This window comes from Streptomyces sp. NPDC090032, assembly GCF_044748025.1.
In the GTDB taxonomy this organism is placed as follows: Bacteria; Actinomycetota; Actinomycetes; order Streptomycetales; family Streptomycetaceae; genus Streptomyces.
Genome location: NZ_JBIVFF010000001.1, coordinates 692350 through 714505, shown reverse-complemented (window position 1 = coordinate 714505; position 22156 = coordinate 692350). Strand labels below are relative to the sequence as shown.

Annotated in this window: 16 protein-coding genes; 7 read left to right on the top strand and 9 right to left on the bottom strand. The window is 70.6% G+C overall.

What is annotated here, in order from left to right; translation table 11 throughout:
- Positions 1-7: 7 nt before the first annotated feature.
- The 4 genes from ACIPWY_RS03100 to ACIPWY_RS03085 all read right to left on the bottom strand — a co-directional run bounded on the left by ACIPWY_RS03100 (position 8) and on the right by ACIPWY_RS03085 (position 5093).
- On the bottom strand, positions 8-1450 hold the full coding sequence (locus tag ACIPWY_RS03100; protein ID WP_393704459.1) for a M1 family metallopeptidase: 1443 nt from the start codon (positions 1448-1450) through the stop codon (positions 8-10).
- A complete protein-coding gene (locus tag ACIPWY_RS03095; protein WP_401532075.1) occupies positions 1447-3120 on the bottom strand; it encodes a hypothetical protein in 1674 nt (557 codons plus the stop codon). The genes ACIPWY_RS03100 and ACIPWY_RS03095 overlap by 4 nt, the downstream gene beginning before the upstream one ends.
- 64 nt (positions 3121-3184) lie before the next feature.
- Complete coding sequence (locus ACIPWY_RS03090) at positions 3185-4045, bottom strand: carbohydrate ABC transporter permease (protein ID WP_393704497.1); 861 nt, start codon at positions 4043-4045, stop codon at positions 3185-3187.
- 91 nt (positions 4046-4136) lie between these two features.
- The gene (locus ACIPWY_RS03085; protein WP_362901961.1) at positions 4137-5093 is read right to left on the bottom strand and encodes an ABC transporter permease subunit; all 957 of its coding nucleotides are present in this window, start codon (positions 5091-5093) and stop codon (positions 4137-4139) included.
- A 298-nt stretch (positions 5094-5391) separates the two neighbouring features.
- Between ACIPWY_RS03085 and ACIPWY_RS03080 the strand changes: the two genes are divergently transcribed.
- The 5 genes from ACIPWY_RS03080 to ACIPWY_RS03060 all read left to right on the top strand — a co-directional run bounded on the left by ACIPWY_RS03080 (position 5392) and on the right by ACIPWY_RS03060 (position 13770).
- Positions 5392-6378, top strand: a complete 987-nt coding sequence (locus tag ACIPWY_RS03080; RefSeq protein WP_393704495.1) for a hydroxyacid dehydrogenase — start codon at positions 5392-5394, stop codon at positions 6376-6378.
- 113 nt (positions 6379-6491) lie between these two features.
- On the top strand, positions 6492-7583 hold the full coding sequence (locus tag ACIPWY_RS03075) for a LacI family DNA-binding transcriptional regulator (RefSeq protein ID WP_383881112.1): 1092 nt from the start codon (positions 6492-6494) through the stop codon (positions 7581-7583).
- 271 nt (positions 7584-7854) lie between these two features.
- The gene (locus ACIPWY_RS03070) at positions 7855-9222 is read left to right on the top strand and encodes a M60 family metallopeptidase (protein WP_393704455.1); all 1368 of its coding nucleotides are present in this window, start codon (positions 7855-7857) and stop codon (positions 9220-9222) included.
- Between the two features lie 96 nt (positions 9223-9318).
- A complete protein-coding gene (locus tag ACIPWY_RS03065; RefSeq protein WP_401532074.1) occupies positions 9319-11757 on the top strand; it encodes a polysaccharide lyase 8 family protein in 2439 nt (812 codons plus the stop codon).
- Between the two features lie 96 nt (positions 11758-11853).
- A complete protein-coding gene (locus ACIPWY_RS03060) occupies positions 11854-13770 on the top strand; it encodes a DUF2264 domain-containing protein (protein ID WP_393704451.1) in 1917 nt (638 codons plus the stop codon).
- A 5-nt stretch (positions 13771-13775) separates the two neighbouring features.
- Here ACIPWY_RS03060 and ACIPWY_RS03055 read toward each other — a convergent pair whose 3' ends face one another.
- The 4 genes from ACIPWY_RS03055 to ACIPWY_RS03040 form a co-directional block, all read right to left on the bottom strand.
- Positions 13776-14369, bottom strand: a complete 594-nt coding sequence (locus ACIPWY_RS03055) for an ATP/GTP-binding protein (protein ID WP_362901953.1) — start codon at positions 14367-14369, stop codon at positions 13776-13778.
- The gene (locus tag ACIPWY_RS03050; protein WP_362901951.1) at positions 14347-14718 is read right to left on the bottom strand and encodes a DUF742 domain-containing protein; all 372 of its coding nucleotides are present in this window, start codon (positions 14716-14718) and stop codon (positions 14347-14349) included. The genes ACIPWY_RS03055 and ACIPWY_RS03050 overlap by 23 nt, the downstream gene beginning before the upstream one ends.
- Positions 14719-14720: 2 nt before the next feature.
- Complete coding sequence (locus ACIPWY_RS03045; RefSeq protein WP_100591713.1) at positions 14721-15155, bottom strand: roadblock/LC7 domain-containing protein; 435 nt, start codon at positions 15153-15155, stop codon at positions 14721-14723.
- 180 nt (positions 15156-15335) lie between these two features.
- Positions 15336-17477: an ATP-binding protein gene (locus tag ACIPWY_RS03040; RefSeq protein ID WP_393704448.1), complete on the bottom strand. Its 2142-nt coding sequence runs from the start codon at positions 17475-17477 to the stop codon at positions 15336-15338.
- A 507-nt stretch (positions 17478-17984) separates the two neighbouring features.
- Between ACIPWY_RS03040 and ACIPWY_RS03035 the strand changes: the two genes are divergently transcribed.
- Positions 17985-18959: a DUF1259 domain-containing protein gene (locus ACIPWY_RS03035; RefSeq protein WP_362901948.1), complete on the top strand. Its 975-nt coding sequence runs from the start codon at positions 17985-17987 to the stop codon at positions 18957-18959.
- Positions 18960-19401: 442 nt separating this feature from the next.
- Here the strand turns inward: ACIPWY_RS03035 and ACIPWY_RS03030 are convergent, their stop codons facing one another.
- Entirely contained in the window at positions 19402-20589 is a 1188-nt protein-coding gene (locus tag ACIPWY_RS03030; RefSeq protein WP_393704446.1) for an MBL fold metallo-hydrolase, read from the bottom strand.
- A gap of 400 nt (positions 20590-20989) precedes the next feature.
- On the opposite strand from ACIPWY_RS03030, the gene ACIPWY_RS03025 reads away from it, so the two are divergent.
- Positions 20990-22147 carry an acyl-CoA dehydrogenase family protein gene (locus ACIPWY_RS03025; protein WP_362901945.1) on the top strand — a complete coding sequence of 386 codons (1158 nt, stop codon included), beginning with the start codon at positions 20990-20992 and terminating at the stop codon, positions 22145-22147.
- Positions 22148-22156: the final 9 nt, after the last annotated feature.

Below are 22156 nucleotides of genomic sequence, written 5' to 3'. Positions count from 1 at the left end.
GTCGGCGTCAGCTCCAGTCGGGGTGGCCGGGCATGGGCGGGTTGTCCTTGCTGAACAGCCAGTCCTCCAGGAAGGGCCGCAGCGACGGATCGTGCGTGACCCGTACCGCGTTGTCGATGAAGTCCTGGGAGTCGGCGTTGGCGTGCCGGTGCTTCGTGAGCCAGGACTTCATGATCGCCTCGTAATCGGCCTGCCCTACCTGCTGGTTGAGGGCGTAGAGCACGACGGCGGCCCCGTCGTAGATGTTGAACCCGCCGAGTTCGGTGGGCAGTCCGGGCGGACCGTCGGTCTTGCGCACGGCGTCGAGCTTTCCGTACGCCGTCCGCATCTTGTCCTCCATGGAGGCGGTGCCCTGCTGAGCGGCCCACAGGGCCGCGTAGTAGACGGCGGGGCCCTCGTTCAGCCAGGCGCTCTGCCAGGTGGTGGGCGTGACGGAGTCGCCGAACCACTGGTGGGTCATCTCGTGGACCATGACGTTCGTGTACGTCGTCGACGTGGACGCGTCCTTGAACCAGCCCGGCCCGAACAGTGACAGGGTTTGGTTTTCCAATGCGTCGCTGTAGCCGTCGCGGACGATCTGCATCCCGTAGGTGTCGAACGGGAAGCGCACGCCGAGGGTCTTCTCCAGCCAGGCGATCTGGCCGCCGGTCTGCTCGACGATCGGCCGGTACGTGGCCACCTGGTCGTCGGGTACGTAGTGGCGCAGCCTCACTCCGTGCGGCCCCTTACCGGTGAGGAGCGTCTGCCTCTCCACGGAGATGCCGAGGAGTTCGGAGGCCATGGGCGCGTCGAGTCGGAAGTCGGAGGTGGTCTTCCCCACCCCTGCCGGGCGGGTGCCGGTCGCGGTGCCGTTGGCGCCGGGTGTCCAGCCGTCGGGGGCGGTGAGGTGGAAGGTCCAGCTCGCCTTGTCCTTCGTGGTGTCGTTGACGGGCGCGAAAGTGTCGGCGCGGGACGACTGCGCCGCAGAGGCGAACCCTCCGTCGCTCATGTAGCGCCAGCCGGGGACGCCGACGGGCTTGGTCCTGCCGTTGCCGTGATAGATGACGGCGACCTCGAAGGACCGGTTGTCGTGCAGTCCGCCGGCCGGGGTGACCGTCAGCTCCTGGCCGCTCTTGCCGAGCGACACGGCGAAGGCCGCCTCCTTGCCGTTGACCTTCACCGCGTCGATGGCGAGCGAGTCGACGTCGAGGTTGAAGGAGGAGAGGTCCTGGGTGGCCTTCGCGCTGATCTTCATGGTGCCGGTGAAGTCGTACGTCACCGGCGTGAAGTCGAAGGACAGGTCGTAGTGCCGGACGTCGTAGCCGCCGTTGCCGAGCGTCGGGAAGAGCGGGTCCCCCACGCCGTCCGCGCCGGGCTTCGGGTCGAACGGGTGGGCCTGCGCGGGCGCGGCCAGGGCGAGGGTCGCGGCGGCCGCGGCGATGGCGATGGCGGCGCGTACGGTGCGGTTCACTTGCCGGCTCCCTTCTGGGCGGCGTCCTCGAATTCGGAGCGGCACTGCTCGCCGCCCTTGGCCAGGTAGTCCTTGACCAGGGCGTCGTAGTCCTTCATGGACTTGCGGCCGGAGACGATGTCCTTGATCCCGTCCCCCTTGAGGGTGAGCAGGCTGCCGTACCCTTTCGAGTCCCAGGTGGGGGACGTGTAGTCCAGGTGGTCGGACTTCTTCAGCATCGGGATGAGCTTCGTGTACGCCTCGTGCGCGTACGTCACCGCGTCCTTCGACGTCGGCGAGAACAGGGCCGGAATGCCGGAAGCGAGCTTGCCCCAGGGAACGCCGATGTCCTGGCTGCCGGTGGGCGTAAGTACGGGGATGCCCTTGGCGTCGCGCTTGAAGTCGGCGCCCTCCACCCCGAAGTTGATGAGGGTGTACTCCTCGGTGCCGAACGGTGCGGCGATGAAGTCGAGGAGGCGGAGGATCTGCTCGACGCGCGCCTTGGGAGCCTTCTTCACGAAGGACTCGCTGAGCGTGGCGTTGTCGGTCCAGGTGACCGCCTTGGTGCCGATCGGTACGAAGGGCCGCACGTCGTAGCTCTTGTCGATGGCGGCCATGGCGTCGACATAACCACTGGAGGGCTGAAGATAGGCGGGCATGCCGTCGTAGACGAAGGCGCCCTTGCCGTTCTTGAAGAGGTCCGTGTACTGGGCCTTCTGGGCGCCGGTCATGGCGAGGGTGCCGGGGTAGTAGCAGCCGGCCTTGTAGAGCTTGGCCGCCATCTCGACGGCGGAGCGGTACTCGTCGGTCTCGAGGTCGGCGGTGAACTTGCCGGTCTTCTTGTCCATCGACCAGAAGTAGGGGGCGCCGGCCGACATGGCGAGCATGGTGACGGCGTTGGCGATGATCGCGTACTGCTTCTTCTTCGGCTGCGTCAGCTCCTTGCAGACCTCGAAGAAGCGGTCCAGGTCGGCGATCTGGTCGAGACTGTCGACCCCGACCTCCTTGAACAGGTCGTGCCGGTAGAAGCCGGCGCCGGAGGTCCCGTAGCGGGTGACCGGGACGCCGTAGAGCTTGTCTCCGTAGAGGGCCTGCTGCCAGGCGCTCGCCGGGATCGCAGCCAGGTTCGGGTACGCCTTGACCTTGTCACCTGACAGGAACGGGGTCAGGTCGGCGCACTCGGCGGCGAGGAAGGCGGCCTTGTGGTCGACGCCGCCCGTCTCCGGATACATGAAGACGTCCGCGAGGTCACCGCCCGCGACCATCGTCGAGAACTTCGCCGGATAGTCGTCGGCTGCCACGGCGGTGATGTCGACCGTGCCGCCGAGCCGCTTCTCGATCGCCTGCCAGGCGGCGTTCCTGCCGCGGGCCGGAGCGGGCGGCGCGTAGGTCTCGGTGAACGCCTTGACGGTCCTGGCCCCCTTCAGCGGAGTGCCCTGCACCGAGCGGACCGGGGTCTTCGGGTAGCCGTAGAAGGCGTTGGGCACACCGGCGGCCGTGCCGGGGAGGTCGGCCTTGACGCTGTTGGCCGTGACGGTGGACGGCAGCACCTTGCGGCTCTTCGCGGCGGACTTCTCGGCGGCGCCGCCGTCACCGCACGCGGTCAGCAGCGGGGCCGCGGCGAGTCCGAGGCCCAGGCCGAGGGACGTCCTCAGCAGGTTTCTGCGATTGATGGGGGTGGAGCGCGGCACGGTGAACTCCTCGGTGATGGAGGGAACATGGGCGCGGGGGGGTGCGAGCGGGGGCTGTGCGGGGTCAGCCCTTGATGGCGCCGGTGAGGACGCCCTTGGTGAAGTAGCGCTGGAGGAAGGGGTAGACGCACAGGATCGGCACGACGGCGATCACCAGGACGGCCATCTGCACGGCCTGCTGGGGCGCGAGGGCCTCGCCGGCGGAGGCACCTTCGAGGGACTGACCCTGGAGGACGAAGGTGCGGAGCACCATGGAGAGCGGCCACTTGTCGTTGTCGCTCAGGTAGAGCATCGCGTTGAAGAAGGCGTTCCAGTACGTCACCGCGTAGAACAGGCTGATCACGGCGATGACGGCCTTCGACAGGGGCAGCACGATGCGCACCAGGGTGCGCAGGTCGCCCGCGCCGTCCACCTTCGCGGCGTCGTACAGCTCCTCGGGCAGGTTCATGAAGAAGGAGCGCAGGACGACCAGGTTGAACGCACTGACCATGGTGGGCAGCACGAGCGAGGCCAGGGTGTTGTACAGGCCGAGTTCCTTGATGGTCAGGAACTTGGGGATGATGCCCGGGTCGAAGAGCATCGTGAACAGGGCCGTCATGAGGATGAAACGGGAGCCGGTGACCTCGCGGCGCGAGAGACCGTACGCCATGCCGATGGTGACGAGGACGCTGGTCGCGGTGCCCACGAGGGTCACACCGATGGAGACGAGCAGCGCGTGCGTGACGACACCGCCGCTGAAGACCGTGCGGTACGCCTCCAGCGTCGGGTGGTCGGGCCACAGGACCAGGCCGGGGCTGCGGATGATGTCGGACTGCGAGGCGAAGCTCGTGCCGATCACGCCGAGCAGCGGGTAGGCGACGGCCGCGACCACCAGGACCAGGACAAGTCCCTTGAGGAACAGGCCCGTTCGGGTGGGCTTCTCCATCCAGGGCGGGCGGCCGTCGCTCACCCTGATCCCGGCTTCGGCCGGGGCGGCAGGCTTGCGTGCGTGGCGTCCGGTGGCCGCCGTCTGCGTCTCAGCGGTCAGCACCGCGGTACACCCCTTCGTGGCCGAGCCGGTGGGCGAACTTGTTCGCGCCGAGGACGAGGACGGTGCCGATGACCGCCTTGACCAGGCCCACGGCCGCCGACGTGCCCCAGTCGTTGTTCTTGATTCCGTGGAAGTACACGTAGGTGTCGAGGACTTCACCGGCGGCGGGACCGACCGCGTCGCGCTGGAGCAGGATCTGCTCGAAGCCGACGGAGAGGATCTGCCCCAGGTTGAGGATCAGGAGCAGGATGATCACCGGGGAGATGCCGGGCAGCGTGACGTGCCACAGGCGCCGGGCGCGCCCCGCCCCGTCGATCGCCGACGCCTCGTACAGGCCGCGGTCGATGTTGAGCAGGGCGGCGAGCATGATGATCGTGCCCCAGCCGGCGTCCTTCCAGGCCACCTGGAGGGTGAGGAGCCAGGGGAAGGCGGCCGGGTCGGTCGTCATGTCGTAGCGCGGCAGGCCGAGTTGGGCGAGCAGGTCGGGCAGGACGCCGGCGCCGCCGAGGATCTGCTGGAAGATCGAGACGATGATGACCCAGCCGATGAAGTGCGGCAGGTAGACGACGCTCTGCACGAACCGGCGGACCCTGTCGCTGACGATGCTGTTGAGCAGCAGCGCGAGCGCGATGGGGACCGGGAAGAAGAACACCAGCTGGACGAGCGCGATCTTCAGCGTGTTCCCGGTCGCCGACCAGAACGCCGGGTCGGCGAAGGCGGACGTGAAGTTGGAGACGCCCGACCAGGCACTGTGCATGTAGCCCAGATACGGCTGGTAGTCCTGGAACGCCACCACGTAGCCGAGGAGCGGCACGTAGTGGAACACGCAGAAATAGAGCAGGCCCGGCAGGGTCAGCAGCAGCATGACCTTGTCCCGCTTGAGCCGCTGCCCCAGCGAGAGGCGGTGAACTGCCCGCGGCGGGGAGGGCGTTGTGTCAGCCATGGGGCGGCAAGTTAGTAATCGGTTACCCCTTGCGTCAATAGGTCTGGGCAACACCTGTGGCAATCGCGCTTTTCAACTGCCCTTTCCTGACGGGAATTTGGCGTTATCTCACTCCATGGCGGGTGCGGGTCAGGGTCGGCGTGCTTGACGCTCACCCCTCGTGATCCCTAGCGTGCGGTGACTTCATAGAACACGTTTACTGTCCGGAGGCAGGGTGCGTACCACTGACGAGTCGCCGGTCCAGACCGACTCCGCCGGCTCCACACGGCCCCCACGCAGACCCCGTACCGTCCTGGCGATGGACGCGGGCCTGCTCGACGACGTCTTTCCGCCCGCCGTACGGCTCCGGCTGGAGGAGTCCGCGGACATCCGGCCGCCGCAGGTGGTGAGCGAGTTCGGGAGCCCCGAGGCGGTGGCCGCGCTCGCCGAGTGCGAGGTCCTGCTGACCGGCTGGGGCTGCCCGCCCGTCGATACGGACGTGCTCGACCGGGCTCCGCGGCTGCGCGCGGTGATCCACTCGGCGGGCACGGTCAAGACGTTCCTGACCCCCGAGGCGTACGGGCGCGGCATCGCGGTGTCGTCCGCCGCGGCCGCCAACGCCGTACCCGTCGCGGAGTTCACGCTCGCGGCGATCATCATGGGCGCCAAGCGGGTTTTCCCGCTCGGCCACCTCTTCCGCTCCCGCCGCTCCCACCGCACGGCGGCCGACCTCGACCGCCACCACTGGCTCGGCACGCACGGCATCACCGTCGGCGTGGTCGGCGCGTCACGCACCGGCCGCAGGGTCATCCAGCTGCTGCGCTCCATCGACGCCGACGTGCTGCTCCACGACCCGTACGTGAGCGCCGCCGAGGCGGAGCTGCTCGGGGCCACCCGCACAGACCTCGACACCCTCGTCGCCACCAGCGACGTCGTGACCCTGCACGCGCCGTCCACCCCCCTCACGCACCATCTGCTCGACGAACGGCGCATCGCACTGATGCGCCCCGGCGCCCTGCTGATCAACACCGCGCGCGGCCCTCTCGTCGACACCCGGGCCCTCACCGCGCACCTGGTCAGCGGGCGGATCGACGCCGTGCTCGACGTCACGGACCCCGAGCCGCTGCCCGCCGACCACCCCCTGTGGGACCTGCCCAACGTCTTCATCACCCCGCACCTGGCGGGGGCGCAGGGCAATGAGGTGGGGCGGCTCGGCGCCCTCGCCGTCGACGAACTCGCCCGCTACGCGCGCGGGGTGCCGCTCAACCACCCGGTACTCCTCGAGGAACTGGAGCGCATCGCGTGAGCGAGCGCCCAGCGGACCCCATAGGCTCTGCCCACGGGAGGGCCGTGGGGTCCCCCGCGCGCAGTGGTGACCAGGACGGTCAGGACGACCACGACGACCAGGGGGAGGTCCGGATGCCCCGGCAGGGCTCGACGGCGAACGGACGGCGCGCGACCGTCGTGGACGTGGCACGTCTCGCGGGCGTGTCGACCGCGACCGTGTCCCGCGTGATGAACCGCAACTACCCGGTCGCGGCCGCCACCCGCGAGCGCGTCGAGGAGGCCATGCGCGAGCTGGGATATGTGGTCAACGCCCATGCCCGCGCACTGGCCGGTGTCTCCGGACGCACGGTCGGCATCATCATCAGCGACGTGGTCGACCCCTTCTACGCCTACATCGCACGCGGCGTGGAAGGCGAGGCGACAGCGGGCGGCCGGCTCTGCCTGGTCTGCAGCACCCAGGGCGACCCGCAGCGCGAGCTGGCCTTCATCGAGCTGATGCACGAGCGCCGCGCCGACGCCGTGATCCTCGTCGGCGGCAGCGTCGCCGACCGGGGCTACCGCACGGAACTCGCCCGCCGCGCCCGCGAACTGGACGCCGGCGGCTCGAAGCTCGTGCTGTGCGGCCGCCCCTCCCTCGGCAAGGACGCGCCGACGGTCGGAGTCGAGTACGACAACGAGGGCGGCGCCTTCGCGATCACCGACCACCTCCTGACACAGGGGCACGAGCGGATCCTGTACCTGGGCGGGCCGCCGGGACTGTCCACCACCAAGGAACGGATCGCCGGACACCGGCGCGCCCTGGAACAGCGCGGGTTGCCGCGCGATCCGGCACTCGTGCAGCCCGGGGCGTTCAGCCGTCAGTTCGGGCACCGTCGGATGACTGAACTGCTGCGCGACGGGCCGGAGTTCACCGCCGTCTTCGCGGCCAACGACATCGTGGCGGCGGGCGCCGCCCAGGCCCTGGAAGAGGCCGGGGTGCGGGTGCCGCAGGACGTCTCCCTGGTTGGCTACGACGACGTACCCGTGGCTCAGGAGCTGCGGCCCCGCCTCACCACCGTGCACATCCCGCTCGAGGAGATGGGCCGCCAGGCCGTCCGCGTCGCCCTCGCGGGCGGCGACGAGGACGACTGGCGGGCCCCGACGACCGGCACGTTGCGCCTCGGGACGCATCTGGTCGTCCGCGATTCCGTGGCGCCGCGTGGGGTGCGGCGGCGCCGGGGGTGAGGCGGGGCTGCCGGCGTTCCGCTCAGGGCTCCGCCTGGCGTTCGCCTTGACGGACCGCCAGGCACTCCCCTTGGCGATCCGCCAGGCAGCGTTCAACGGCTCTCCGCCCGGGCGCTGTTCACCGGTTTCCTCCCTCAGAACGTAGTAACAGACAGAAACTTGCCGGGCCCTCTTGCGGCGGGATAGCAAACGCTTACATGCTGGCGCGCAGCCCGCACATCACTCCGATGCTGTTGATCCCCATGGGAGTCTCCGGATGCGCCCTGCCCGTATGCCTTTCCCCGACTCGGCCGACGCCGCTGTCCGCGCCGACACCCCCGTCACCTCGGGCTTCTCCCGTCGTGCGGTGCTCGCCGCCCTGGCCGGCACCGGAGCCGTCACGCTCCTCGGTACCGGCACCGCGAGTGCCCACGCCGCGCGCGGTGTCACCGTCCCGCTCACCGCGCGCCCCTCTGCCGAGGCCGAGCGGCTACGGCTCGGACAGGCCCTGCGCGCCACCGAGTTCCAGCCGACCGGACAGTACGTCCCACCCGGGACCGCCCTGCGCATCGACGTACTGCCCCACGACGGCCTCGTGCCCACGCTCTGGATCGGGCAGTGGGACTACTACGGCACGGTGACGGAGCCCCGCGGCTACGCCCTGAAGCCCGGCGCCAACACGGTCACCGATCCGCACGGCGGTCCCGTCTACTTCTCCCTCGAAGGCCACGGCGAGCGGGCCGCCGTGACGTTCAGGTCGGGCGCCACCGCGATGCCGGTCTTCACGCTCGGCCGGACCTCCGAGGCCGACTACCAGCGGCAGTTGGACACCCTCACCGACGTACCCGTGGTCGAGCTGCACGCGCCGCGCACCATCATGACGCTGACACGCGACGGCGCGCTCCAGTACCGCGACCAGGACCACGCGGCGCTGCTCCGACTCGTCGAGGAGATCATCGAGGCCGAGTCGCGGATCAGCGGGCTCGACGGGTCGAAACCGGTGCACCGGCCGAAGGCGGGCGGCTACCACTTCACCGAGGTGTCGGTGGTCCCGTCCGGCGTCGGCGCCTACGCCACGCACGGCTACAACGGCTTCCCGCGCGCCTACCTCGACCGCGCCACCACCGTCGATGGACTGCGCACCCGGGGCTGGGGCCTGTACCACGAACTCGGCCACCTGCATCAGCAGATGGCGTACAAGCCGACGGGCCTGACCGAGGTCACGGTCAACATCTACTCGCTCGCGGTGCAGCGGGCCCTCGGCCGGCCGTCGAACCTTCTGACCGTCGACCCGAAGACCGGCCTCAACCCCTTCCAGTCCGCGCTCGCGAAGTTCGGCACGGACGGGCTGACGTACGAGAACTCCTTCGGCGCCTACGAGAAGCTCGTGCCGCTGCGGCAGTTGGAGCTGGCCTTCGGCGACGACTTCTGGCCGCGGTTGCACCGGCTCGTGCGCGAGGAGAACCCCCAGTCCGACTACACGGAGACGGCCAAGCGGTACCGCGCCCTTTCGACCTACGCCAGCCGGGTCTCCGGGCGCGATCTCACGGACTTCTTCGTGCGTGACTGGGCCTTCCCCATCGACGACACCGGACGCGCTGAGATCGCCGCGCTCCAGCTGCCGAAGCCGACCGTCGAACCGGCCACGCTGACCGACTGACGTGAGCAACGCGCCGACTTGACCGACCTGCCGGCCCGACCGACTCGAGCGACCTGCACCTGACTGACCTGACCGACCCGGAGGGACCCACCGAGCATGGACCTCACTCGCAGACAGACCCTGGCCCTCGCAGGCGCGTCGGCCGCGGCGGCGCTCCCCCTGACAGCGTCCGTCGCCGCGGCGACGGACGCCGTAGAAGGCGCGGACGCCCCTGCCGCCGACGCCTTCGACGAGCTGCTGGCGCGCGCCGAGGAGCAACTCACCGGCGGCGCGTTCGACACCGCCGATCCGGACTTCGCCGCCGCGGTCGAGGCCCTCGACACGCAGGCGTCCGCCTGGTGGAAGGACCTCGACCGGAGCGCGGACAGGAAGGCGCTGTGGGCCGACCTCTCCCCCGCGTCGGACCCCGGAATGTTCGGGCAGAGCTATCCACGCCTGCGCACCCTGGCCACCGCCTGGGCCACCCCCGGCACCTCGCTGACGGGCAGCGCAGAGGTCGCCGAAGCGCTCGTCGCGGCGCTGGGATTCCTGGGCTCCACCGGCTACAACCCGGCCCGCGGCGAGTCCGGCAACTGGTGGTTCTGGGAGATCGGCGCGCCCCGCGCGCTCATGGACACCTGCGTACTGCTGCGATCGCAGCTGCCGGCCACGGACCTGGCCGGGTACGTCGCCACCGTCGCGAAGTTCTGCCCGGACCCCGACCGCCGCACCAACTCCCCCTCCTTGTCCGAGACCGGGGCGAACCGCGCCGACAAGGCCGTCATCGTGGCCCTGCGCGGGCTGCTCGCCCGGGACGCGGCCACCGTCGCACTCGCCCGCGACGGCCTGTCGGACGTGCGGGACAACGGGCGCCGCAGCCCGTTCACGTATGTCACGTCGGGCGACGGCTTCTACGAGGACGGGTCGTTCGTCCAGCACGACAGCGTCGCCTACACGGGGACGTACGGCAGTGTGCTGCTCGGCAGCGCGGGGCAGCTGATCGCGCTGCTCGCCGGGTCGGACTGGGCCGTGAACGACCCGAAGGTGTCGGTGCTGTATGAGGCGGTGGAACGGTCGTTCTCGCCCGTCATGTTCGACGGGCTGATGATGGACGCGCTGCGCGGGCGGGCGATCTCCCGCGAGCGCGCCCGCGACTACGACGACGGCGCCGTGACCCTCACCTACGTCCTCCAGCTCGCCGCGGGCGCCCCGGCCCCGTACGCCGACCGCTGGCGCGCGCTCGCCAAGGGGTGGATCAGCCGCAACAGGGCCAACCCGTACGCGGGCCTCGTCGGCATCCCGGCTCTGGCGCGCGCGAAGACCGTCCTCGACGACAAGGCGATCCCGGCGACGGAGCGTCTCACCGGTCACTTCTCGTTCGCCGACATGGACCGCGTGGTGCACCGGCGGCCCGGCTGGGCGCTCGCCCTGTCGCTCTCCTCGAAGCGCATCGCCGCGTACGAGGCGGGCAACGGCGAGAACCTGCACGGCTGGTACACCGGCGACGGCATGGCGTATCTGTACGACGGCGACGACCTCGGCCAGTTCGGCGACGGGTTCTGGCCGACCGTCGACCCGTACCGCCTGCCGGGCACGACGGTGGACACGCGCGCGCGTGCGGATCTCGGAACGGGCGCCGGCACCGGCACGTACCGCCCGAAGAACGCCGTGGCGGGCGGCGCCGTCCTCCAGGACCGCTACGGTGCCGCCGCGATGGAACTCATCGCCGACGGCAGCACCTTGCAGGCACGGAAGGCGTGGTTCTGTCTGGACAACGCGGTCGTCGCGCTCGGCGCGGGCATTACCGCGAGCGACGGCCGCACGATCGAGACCGTCGTCGAGAACCGCCGTCTGCACACGGACGGAGCGCCGCGTCTCCTGGTGGACGGGCGGCGGCAGCCCGGCGAACAGGGCTGGTCCGCACCGCTGCCCGACGCCGACTGGGCACATCTGGAGGGCACGGGCGGCTACGTCTTTCCCGACCATCCGGGCCGGAGGCCGGGCCGCGGCGTCACACTGCGGGCACTTCGGGAGGAGCGCACCGGCACGTGGGGCGCCCTCAACTCCGGCGCGGACACGGGCGGCGGCACCGACCCGGTAACCTGCCGCTACGTCACGCTGTGGTTCGACCATGGCTCCTCCCCCACCGACTCCTCGTCCGCCTATGTGCTCCTGCCGGGTGCGAGCGCCGTGGCGACCGGGGTGTGGGCGCACTCACGGCCCGTGCGGATCGTGGCCAACGACGCCACGGTGCAGGCCGTCGAGGCGCGCCGCCTCGGGCTCCTCGCCGCGCACTTCTGGGGTCCCGGGAGCGCCGCCGGCCTCACGTCGTCCGGTCCCGGCACCGTCCTGGTGCGGCGGCACGGCGACGCCATCGCCGTCTCTGCGGCCGACCCCGGCCGCACCGGGTCGACACTCACGGTCGAACTCCCCTTCCCAGTACGCAAGATGACACGCGCCGACGACACGATCACGCTCACCCCGGGCCGCCGCCCCGTCCTGACCATCGATGTCGCGGGCTCACGCGGGCACAGCCACACGGCGGAACTCGCATGAGGCCATGTCCGTCGATTCCGACCGTCGACGCCCGTCCCCGGCGCGCATAGGGTCGCCCCCGGCCCGCCACTTCCGATCAAGGAGCGACACGCCCCCATGCCCGCACCGCACCTCTCGCTGCCGCCCACCGACCGTGTCCTGTCCCCGCTCACGGGCTGGACGCGCGCCCACTGGGAGGCGCTCGCCGACCGGCAGTTGGAGGCGCTCGTCCCGTACGCGACGCCGGGTTTCGCGCAGTACCGGCTGCCGGGGCGGGCCAGCTGGTCGGGGCTCGTGTCGGACGGCCTGGAGGGGTTCGCGCGGTCATTCCTGCTGGCCTCCTTCCGCATAGCGGGCGCGGGCGGGGACGTGGATCCCCGACTCGTAGAACGCTACGCGGAGGGTCTGACAACCGGCACTGACCGCGGTCGCGGCACGGGCCTCGACGGCGAGGCGTGGCCCGAACTCACCGACTGCTCCCAGCAGATGGTGGAGGCCGCGTCGATCGCGATCGGGCTGCACGAGACCCGCCCGTGGATCTGGGACAAGTTCGACTCCCGGGTCCAGGAGCGGATCGTGGACTGGTTCTCCGGCTTCGTCGGCGGCCGCACCTGGGACAACAACTGGCGTCTGTTCCAGGTGGTTTCCGAGCAGTTCCTGGCTTCGGTCGGGGCCCCGTACAGCCAGGACGACATCGACGGCGGCCTGGACCGTATCGAGGACTGGTACGTCGGCGACGGCTGGTACACAGATGGGGACGGCCGCAACTTCGACTACTACATCGGCTGGGCCATGCATCTGTACCCGCTGCTGTGGGCGCGGATGGCGGGCCCGGACGGCGACGGCGGCCGCGCGAAGGTCTACCGGGAGCGCCTGTCGCAGTTCCTCACCACCTACCCGCAGTTCTTCGGTGCCGACGGCGCGCCCGTGCATCAGGGCCGCTCACTGACGTACCGTTTCGCCGCCACCGCGCCCGTGTGGATGGGCGCGCTGGCGGACTGCACCCCGCTGGAGCCGGGGCTCACGCGGCGCCTCGCGTCGGGCACGGCGCGGCACTTCGTGGAGCGCGGCGTCCCCGACGAGCGCGGTCTGCTGCCGCTCGGCTGGTACGGGACGTTCCTGCCGACGACGCAGTCGTACTCGGGCCCGGCCTCGCCGTACTGGGCGAGCAAGGGGTTCCTCGGACTGCTGCTGCCCGCGGACCATCCGGTGTGGACCGAGCGCGAGGCGCAGCTGCCCGTCGAGAAGTCCGAGCGGGCCATCCAGTACACCGCGCTGCCCGCGCCCGGCTGGCTGCTGCACGGCACGCGCCACGACGGGATCGTGCGGCTGATCAACCACGGCAGCGATCACAACCCGCCCGACGGTCCCGCCACGGACGATCCGCACTACGCGAAGCTCGCCTACTCCACTGCTACGGCGCCCGAGTCGGCGCCGCACGCCTGGAAGCGGACCGTCGACAACCATGTGGCGCTCCTCGCGCCGGACGGCACCCCTTCGCGTCGGCGCCGGATCCACCCGCTCACCTGCGAAGGGCGCGTCGCCTCGTCCCGCCATGACGCCCAACTGCCGGGATTCGACGAGGAGTTCCCCATCGAGTCGACGACCGTGCTGCACGGTCCGTGGGAGATCCGCGTGCACCGGGTGCAGGCTCCCGCGGGCGTGACGGTACGCGAGGGCGGCTACGCGGTCGCCGACGAGACCAGCGTCCACGCCGAGCGGGGTCCGGGCTGGGCACTGGCGCATACGGAGTCCGGGGCGACGAGTGCGGTGGTGGCGCTGCACGGATGGGACGAGGAGTCCGGTATCGCACGGGAGGTGGAGGCCAACGCCTGCGGCCCGCACTCGGCGACGCCGTACCTCCGCTCGACCGGCCACCCCGGAGGATCCAGCGTGCACGTCACACTCGCGGTCCTGACGCGCGACGTCGTGCATCCGCAGGCCCTGCGCGAGTCGATCTCATGCGTGGCGGCCCCCGGGGACGGCGGGCAGGTGCGGATCACGTTCCCCGACGGCGGGACGGTCACCGTCTGACGCCGTCATGTGTGAGCCCCGTACGTCTGGGCCGGGGCGTGCGCGAGCAGATGCCTGACGAGGGTGAGGAGGGTCTGGATGCCCGAGCTGGAGATCCGCGCGTCGCACCGCACGACGGGCACCTGCGGGTCGAGGTCGATGGCCGCCCGTACCTCCTCCGGGTCGTAGCGGTAGGCGCCGTCGAACTCGTTGACGGCCACGATGAACCCCATGCCGCGCTCCTCGAAGAAGTCGACGGCCGCGAAGCAGTCCTCGAGACGGCGGGTGTCCGCGAGGATCACCGCGCCGAGCGCACCCTCGGAGAGCTCGTCCCACATGAACCAGAAGCGTTCCTGTCCGGGCGTGCCGAACAGATACAGCACGTGTTCCGGGTCCAGGGTGATCCGCCCGAAGTCCATCGCGACCGTCGTCTCGACCTTGTTCTCGATGCCTTCCAGGTCGTCGGTCTCGGCGCTGACCGTGGTGAGCAGCTCCTCCGTGCTCAGCGGGGCGATCTCGCTGACCGCGCCGACGAAGGTCGTCTTGCCGACACCGAAGCCACCCGCGACCAGGATCTTCAGCGCGGTGGGGAAGGCGTCAGAGCTGTCGTCGTAGTCCATCGAGCACTGCCTCCAGTAGGGACCGGTCAGTGGGGCTGTCATGGAACATGGGGGGCTTGGTGGTGATCGCCCCGCAGTCGACGAGGTCGGACAGCAGGACCTTCGTGACGGCGGCGGGGAGTTTCAGATGGGCCGCGATCTCCGCGACGGATGTGGGGTGGGCACACAGTTTGAGTGCCTCGCCGTGTTCGGGCCCCAGGTAGCCGAGAGGGGTGGCCCCGGTCGCCATCACCAGCGACAGGAGATCCAGCGAAGTGGTCGGCTGCGTCCGCCCGTTGCTCACCGTGTACGGGCGGACGAGGCGGCCGGCCGCGTCGTCGAGCCACGGCCCGTCCTGCGGGGCCGTCATGGTCAGTTCCTCATCGCCGTGGGTTCGGCCGCGTGCTGGCGGGGCGCGGTCATCAGATACGGGCGGACGCTCTTGACCAGCATGGCCATCTCGTAGCCGAGCACGGCGGCGTCCGCTTCCCGCCCGGCGAGCACGGCCAGGCAGGTGCCGGAGCCCGCTGTGGAGACGAACAGCAGGGTGGAGTCCAGCTCTACGACGACCTGCCGGACCTCACCCCCGTCCCCGAAACGGACGCCCGCGCTGCGGCCGAGTGAGTACAGCCCCGACGCCAGGGCCGCCATGTGGTCGGCGCTGTCGGCGTCGAGGCCGTGGACGGACTTGACCAGCCCGTCGGACGAGAGGAGGACGGCGCTGCGGGTGTGCGGCACACGCTGGACGAGGCCGCTCATCAGCCAGTCGAGATCGGACACATGACCCGTCGGCACATCGCTCGCCATGGGGGATCGACTCCTTGGTGGACTGCTGGGGGTGCGTTGACTGTGGGAAGTGCGGGACTGCTTGCGGCACTTGGCGGGCGCACAGGGTGTTGGCGCACTGGGTGTTTGCGCACTGGGAGTTGGTGCACTGAGGGGTGGCGCAGAGGGGACGGGGACGGGAGCTCAAGGGACGGGCGTACGTCATCCGGCCGTATCGCTCCCGTCGTGCCGTGTGTCCGGTTCGTAGGCGGCGAGCGAACCGGTGGCGGGCCCGCCGGCCGGCTCGGGACCGGCCTGAGGCAGGTCGCGCACCCCGAGAGTCAGGTCCCGTGCCTCGGCCGCCTCCGCGAGCCCGATGCCGCGTTGGAACGCCGCCATCAGACCCGGGTCGTGGAGTACGGGTGCCTCGTTCTCGGGACGCTCCTGCCGCTGCGCCGGGCCGCCCCTCAGCTGCGGCGCGAGGTGTTCCTGGATGCGCCTCTTGGGGAGTTGGGGGCGCCCCATGGTGCCGCGCACGGCGCCGTTGACCGGGGTCGGCGGGACGGGCGTGTGCTCCCCGGCGGTCTGCCGGTCCTTGGCCGCCTGTTTGTCCTCGGCGGCCTGCCGGCCCTCGGCGCGGATGCCGGGGAGCGCGTCGGCAGGGGTGCGGCGCTCGTCCCTGGCGGTACGCAGTGGGAGGGGCGGCGCGACGCCGTTCGCCCCGGAACGCCCTCCGCCGAAGGCGCCGCCCTGAGGTTGCCGCGGGACGACGGCGACGCCTGCGTGCGGGGCCTCGCGGGGCGGAGGGAGCTGACGCGGCGCCTCGGACGGCTGGGGGTCGTAGGGCTGAGGGTGGGACTGGAGGTTGGGCTGAGGGTGGGACTGGGGGGGACGGTGGAGCTGGTTCTGGTGATGGCTCTGAGGCTCGGGCCGCGGTTGCAGGGGGTGGGACTGGGGTTGGGGCAGTGGTTGAGGCACAGATTGCGGCTGAAGCTGGGGCAGAGGTTGCGGCTGGCCTTCGAGCTGGTACTGCCGTCCTTGCCGGCTCTGGTGTTGTGAGAGCCGCCGTTCGTGCGCCTGGTGCCGCTGGTGCATGGTCTGTGCGCTGTCGTCCGTCGCGTCCGCGGCGCTCCGCGGCCTCGGCTCGGGCTCGTTCTCGTCGCCGCCGAGCAGGCTCTGCGGCACGACGAGGACCGCCTGCACCCCGCCGTAGATATTGCTCTGGAGCCGGACCGTGATGCCGTGTCGGCGGGCGAGCTGCGAGACGACGAAGAGGCCGATGCGCCCGTCCTGGAGGAGGCTCGCGACGTTGACCTGGTCCGGGTCCGCGAGCAGCGCGTTCATCCTGTTCTGCTCGGTGACGGGCATTCCGAGGCCGCGGTCCTCGACCTCGATGGCGAGACCGGACGTGACGGTGTTGGCACGGAGCAGGACTTGGGTGTGCGGGGCCGAGAACACCGTGGCGTTCTCGACGAGTTCGGCGAGCAGGTGGATGCAGTCGGCGACCGCGTGCCCGCGCAGGGTGCCGTCGACCGGCGGGACGAGCTTGACGCGTGAGTACTGCTCGACCTCCGCTATGGCCGACCGCATGACCTCGGTCATGGAGACCGGGCTGCTCCACTGGCGCCGGGACACGGCGCCGCCGAGCACGGCCAGGTTCTCGGCGTGCCTGCGGATCCGGGTGGCGAGGTGGTCGACGTGGAACAGGCCTTTGAGCAGGTCGGGGTCCTCGACGTCGTTCTCGAGTTCGTCGAGGATCGAGATCTCGCGGTGCACGAGGGACTGCAGACGCCGGGCCAGATTGACGAAGACCTCGACCTTCTGTTCGCTGCCCGCGTGGCTGGAGAGCTGGGACGCCTGGACGACGGCGGTGACGGCCACGTCCTGGGCGCGCGTGATGTCCGCGGCCAGCAGGTCGAACTCGTCGCCGTCCGGGGCGGCCCCGGGGGTCTGCCTGCGGGGCGGCGGCCCCTCCCCCTTGCGCAACTGCTCGACGAGCCCGCGCAGTTCACCCTGCCCGCGCGCGCTCGCACGGCGCAGGACGCCGACCCGTTCGCGTACGGACCTGGCGGCCCGGTCCGCGGCCACGGCTGCGATCACGATGCCGGCCAGGGTCACGAGGAACGCACCGGCGAGGACGGCCCAGAGAGCGGGGCCGGGGCGGGCGCCCGTGGAGCGGACGGTGAAGAGAACGGCCGCGCTGGCGCTCAGGGCGACGGCGAGCGGCGGCAGTACGGCGAGGCGCAGAAGCTGGGGCCGTATGTGGGTCTCGGGTTGCGGGGGGACGGACCGGCCGCCCGGCCTGCCGTGCCGACCGCCCTCTCGGCGGTCTGCGCGGGCGGCCGGCGGGCGAAGGTGAGACATTCGGCGTCCTCGTACGTGGGGGCTCCTGCGGTCGGCGCGAGGCGGGCACGCGGCATCGCGTTCCCGGCCGGGAACGGGTGGGAATGCCGCCGCTGCGTCGCTCAGCGAGCACACACGGTAGTCGGGGACGGCTCACATGCGGTGGGCAGTTGCCAAAGTCCGGCGGCCTGGATCCCGCTCTGGTATGAGGCTTCGTACGACAGACCGATAACAGGTGTGGACGCCTGACTGATCATGGGTACGGGTGTTCCATCGCCCGAAGAGACGTTCACCCGAAGGGCAGTTGCATCGGGGTGGGCGGCGCGGTCGGAGGCAGGGCGCACTGCGAGCACCCGTCGGACGCAGCCACGAAGGGCAGCATCGCCGGCATGCATCACCTCGGCGTCAGCCATTCCACCGGCGAGGAGTTCGACGACAGATCGCAAAGCTAGATTTGACCCATATTGGCACCGTCAATGCCGATAGCGCACATTTCTCATGGTTTCATCTCGCCATGGAGGAGATGAAATGATGACTGGAGACACACAGGCGGTCACGTCTCGGCGACGCGTGCTGGCCGCTGCCGCGCTGGCACCGGTGCTGGCCGGGGCGGGGCCGGCCAGCGCTCACGCGATGCCCGACGGGGCGATGGTCAAGCCGGTGATCACCACCGAGTCGGACTGGGCGGCCGTAGCGAAGGTACTGGGCCGCAGCGGCAATCTGCTGCGCGGGACGACATACCACACCCCCTTCCCGCGCGACGATCTTCGCGTCGTCGTCGAGGGCCACGTCGCCATCACACCGGAGCTCGCACTGGGTGCGCACGTGGCCTTCGTCCGCTACGCCGACGGCAGCACGATGTGCATGGGCGATGTGGCGGTCACCGAGAGGGAACTGCAGCGGGTGATCGACGCCTGGCAGGCGAACGGAATCGCGGTGACCGCGCTCCACAAGCATCTGCCCGCCCACTGGCCCGACATTTGGTGGGTCCATGTCCACGGACACGGCCATGACGAACTGGCCCTGGCGCGCGGCCTGCGCGCGGGATTCGACCGCACCGGCATCCCGCCGGAGACACCGGCCGGCCCGCCGAGCCCCGTCGACCTGGACGCTGCCGGAATCGACGCTGCGCTGGGCGCCAAGGGTTCCAGCGACGGCGTGGTCTACAAGGCCGTCTTCGCCCGCCGCGAGACGATCTACGACGGCCATCTGGTCCTGCCCGCCGGCCTGGGCGCGACCAGCGCCTTCATTTTCCAGCCACTGGGACACGGCAGGGCAGCGCTCAGCGGCGACTGCGTCATGCTCGCCGAGGAGGTCCAGAACGTACTGGGAGCCTTGCGGCGGGGCGGGATCCAGCTCGTCGAGCTGCACAACCACCACTTGACGGAGAGCCCCCGCCTGTTCTTCACCCATTTCTGGGCCGTGGGCGACGCCGTCAAACTCGCCAAAGCGCTGCGCCCCGCAGTGGATGCCACCAACGTGGTGCCGACCAGCGGGAACTGACGGACAGTCGGCGGACTGCTGCCCCCGCGGCGTCCCGCAGGTCGATTCTCGCCATCCACGTCCGTCGGCCGCTTCTCCACCTTCAGCGGCTCGGCGCCTCCTCGCTTCACGGCGGCGATCACCTTCGGGACAGTCCGCAGTTCCCCGGCCTCGTCGACTGCCACCAGTGGGGCCCGGCTCCCGTGACGTCTCAACTCCCTTGCGAGCGATGCGCGGTGCCATGTGGCGCAAGCGGAGCTGTCGTCACAGGTGACGGTTGCCGTAGGCCTTGTCGGCGTGAAGCTTGGCGGGGCCTACGGCATTGCCCGCGGACGACTTCACCGGCGCATCGCACTGCGGGCGAGGATGCCGTCGATCGCGCGCACGGCCATCTGCCGCTCCGCTCACGCCATTCCGGCGAACACACGCCTCAGCGCACGCGGGCTCTCGTCTCGGCCCGCCGTCACAGCTCGCCGGCAAGATCCAGATTCTGGCTCTGGGGTTCGTGGGTCATGACCGCTTCCTTCGGCTCACGTCGCCGCAGGCGTGCAGACGGGTGGGCAACGGGCCGCCACCAAGGGTCGGTGGGAACCGTCCCCGCAGGTTCGAAGGGCTCGCCCGGACACGGGACCGCGACCTTGGCCCCGGCCTGATCCGCCGCCGCGAGCGTGCCCTCGCCGGGCTCGGCCCACGGGTGCGGCGCCAGATTGAACGTGCCCCAGTGGATCGGCAGCATGGGCCCGCCGCCGGGCCCGCCCTGGAGGTCGAGGTGGGCGCGCATGCCCTCCTCGGGGCGCATGTGGATGTCGGGCCAGAAGTCGCTGTACGCGCCGATCTGGATCATCGTCGCGTCGAACGGCCCGTGCTCCGCGCCGATGCCCTTGAAGCCGGGGAAATAGCCCGTGTCACCGCTGTGGTAGACGCGGTGCTCGGGACCGGCGACGACCCAGGACGCCCACAGGGTGTGCTGTTCGTTGCGCAGGCCGCGGCCGCAGAAGTGGCGCGCGGGCGTGGCCGTCAGGGTCAGGCCCGCCACCTTCGCCGACTCGTTCCAGTCGAGCTCGCGGAGGCGGTCCGCGGGGACGCCCCAGTGCTCCAGGTGCGCGCCGACGCCGAGCGGCACCGCGAACACCGTGTCCGTGTCGGCCAGTGCCTGGATCGTGGGCAGGTCCAGGTGGTCGTAGTGGTCATGGGAGATCACCACGACGTCCACCGGGCCCAGCGCGGCGAGCGGCAGCGGTACGGGGTGCAGCCGCTTGGGGCCCGCGAAGGGGAACGGCGAGCAGCGCTCGCCCCAGACGGGGTCGAAGAGCACGCGTCGGCCGTCGATCTCGGCGAGGACGCTGGAGTGCCCCATCCAGGTGAGCCGCAGGCCGCTCGCCGGGGGCTTGGCGAGGTCGGCGAGGGTCGTGGAGTGGACGGGGATGGTGCCCGTGGGCGCCCGGCGGACGCGCCCCTCCTTGGCGAAGAAGACCTTCGCGAACTCGATCATGGAGCCCGTGGGCCTGGTGCGTGCGCCCAGCGGGTTCTGGAAGCTGCCGTCCGCGAAGTTCGGCGACCTGCGGATCCGCTCGAGTCGCTCTCCCGCCGGGTCCGCGCCGAAAGCGGCAGGCCGCAGCGGGCGGAGCCCGGAGCTCAGGGAACGTGACACAGCGCCTCCCGGTGGGTCGATCAGGGTTTCCCGATCAGGGATTCCATTATGGGCGGCCCCGCTGACACTGCCCGATCCGGGACCCGGACGCACAGGGAATTCCAAGGCGCGGCGGGGTCCCGCCGCTCCCGCATCGCTCCCGCACCGCTCGCGCGCCACTCTCCGTTACGGCTGGTGACCGGCTCGCGTCCCGCTCGGCACCCGCGCGCACGGGGAGGGCGGACGTCTCGTCGCGGGCGCGCCCAAAACTGATCCATCATTCAGTAGCCGCTGCGTTGACACCGCCCTTCGAGGCCTCGGATACTGACTGGCGATTCAGTAATCGGTTCAGTGATCCGCCGGCCAGTGACCCACCTGTCAGTGATCCCCCGGTCGATATCCGTCAGTTTCTGGAGGCACCGTGTCAGAGCTCCCCATCGAGCTGGTCCCCCTCACCCCGGAGCAGCGGGACATCGTGGACCTCACGAGGACGTTCGCGCGTGAGGAGATCAGGCCGCGCGGGCGCGCCGTGGACGAGGCGGACGTGGAGACGCCCTGGGATCTGTGGCGCGCTGCCGCGAAGGTCGGCATCACCGGATTCATGCTGCCCGAGGAGTACGGGGGCGGCGGGTTCACCGACGTGTTCACGCAGGTCCTCGTCCAGGAGGAGCTGTGCGTGGGCGACCTGGGGATCGGCAACCTCCTGTGCTCGAACGGTTTCTTCGCCGACCCGGTCATGGAGCTCGGCACCGACGAGCAGAAGCGCGCGTGGCTGACGCCGCTGGCCGGTCCCGACACCCCGATGACCTCGCTGGCGACGACCGAGCCGGGCTCCGGGTCCGACGCCGCGTCGATCGTGACGACCGCGACGCGCACGGCAGGCGGCTACCTCCTGAACGGCCAGAAGGCGTGGATATCGAACGCGGGCGAGGCCGAGCAGTACGTCGTCTTCGCCAAGACCGACCCGGCACAGCGCTCGCGCGGTGTCACGGCGTTCCTGCTGCGGAAGGGGGCCGAGGGGCTCACGTTCGGTGAGCCGATGCGCAAGATGGGCCAGCGCGCGATCGTGTGCCGCGAGATGTTCTTCTCCGACGTGTTCGTACCCGACGCCGACCGTCTCGGCGACGAGGGGCAGGGCTTCGCCGGGCTCATGCGGACGTTCGACATCTCGCGCGCCGTCCTGGGCGCGGCCGCTACGGGTGTGGCACGGGCCGCGTACGAGTACGCGCGTGACTACGCGCGCACGCGCGTGCAGTTCGGCAAGCCGATCATCGAGCACCAGGCCGTGGCGTTCCGGCTCGCGGACATGCGGACGCGGATCGAGCAGTCTCGTCTGATGACGTGGCGCGCCGCGCGGCGCCTGGACGCCGGTCTCGACGCGACCGCCGAGGCGGCCATGGCCAAGCTGACCGCGTCGGAGACGGCGGCGTACTGCACCTGGGCGGCCGTGCAGACGCTCGGCGGCTGGGGCTATTCACGGGAGTTCCCGGTCGAGCAGTGGATGCGGGACGCCAAGCTGGAGGAGATCGAGGAAGGCACCTCGGACATCATGCGCCTGGTGATTTCGAGGTCTCTGTGACCGGGGAGC

Bases quoted from the DNA above. Each gene is read 5' to 3' on its own strand.
- ACIPWY_RS03090 (WP_393704497.1), bottom strand. From the start codon at position 4,045: ATGGAGAAGCCCACCCGAACGGGCCTGTTCCTCAAGGGACTTGTCCTG.
- ACIPWY_RS03085 (WP_362901961.1), bottom strand. From the start codon at position 5,093: ATGGCTGACACAACGCCCTCCCCGCCGCGGGCAGTTCACCGCCTCTCG.
- ACIPWY_RS03080 (WP_393704495.1), top strand. From the start codon at position 5,392: ATGGACGCGGGCCTGCTCGACGACGTCTTTCCGCCCGCCGTACGGCTC.
- ACIPWY_RS03075 (WP_383881112.1), top strand. From the start codon at position 6,492: ATGCCCCGGCAGGGCTCGACGGCGAACGGACGGCGCGCGACCGTCGTG.
- ACIPWY_RS03070 (WP_393704455.1), top strand. From the start codon at position 7,855: ATGCCTTTCCCCGACTCGGCCGACGCCGCTGTCCGCGCCGACACCCCC.
- ACIPWY_RS03065 (WP_401532074.1), top strand. From the start codon at position 9,319: ATGGACCTCACTCGCAGACAGACCCTGGCCCTCGCAGGCGCGTCGGCC.
- ACIPWY_RS03060 (WP_393704451.1), top strand. From the start codon at position 11,854: ATGCCCGCACCGCACCTCTCGCTGCCGCCCACCGACCGTGTCCTGTCC.
- ACIPWY_RS03055 (WP_362901953.1), bottom strand. From the start codon at position 14,369: ATGGACTACGACGACAGCTCTGACGCCTTCCCCACCGCGCTGAAGATC.
- ACIPWY_RS03050 (WP_362901951.1), bottom strand. From the start codon at position 14,718: ATGACGGCCCCGCAGGACGGGCCGTGGCTCGACGACGCGGCCGGCCGC.
- ACIPWY_RS03045 (WP_100591713.1), bottom strand. From the start codon at position 15,155: ATGGCGAGCGATGTGCCGACGGGTCATGTGTCCGATCTCGACTGGCTG.
- ACIPWY_RS03040 (WP_393704448.1), bottom strand. From the start codon at position 17,477: ATGTCTCACCTTCGCCCGCCGGCCGCCCGCGCAGACCGCCGAGAGGGC.
- ACIPWY_RS03035 (WP_362901948.1), top strand. From the start codon at position 17,985: ATGATGACTGGAGACACACAGGCGGTCACGTCTCGGCGACGCGTGCTG.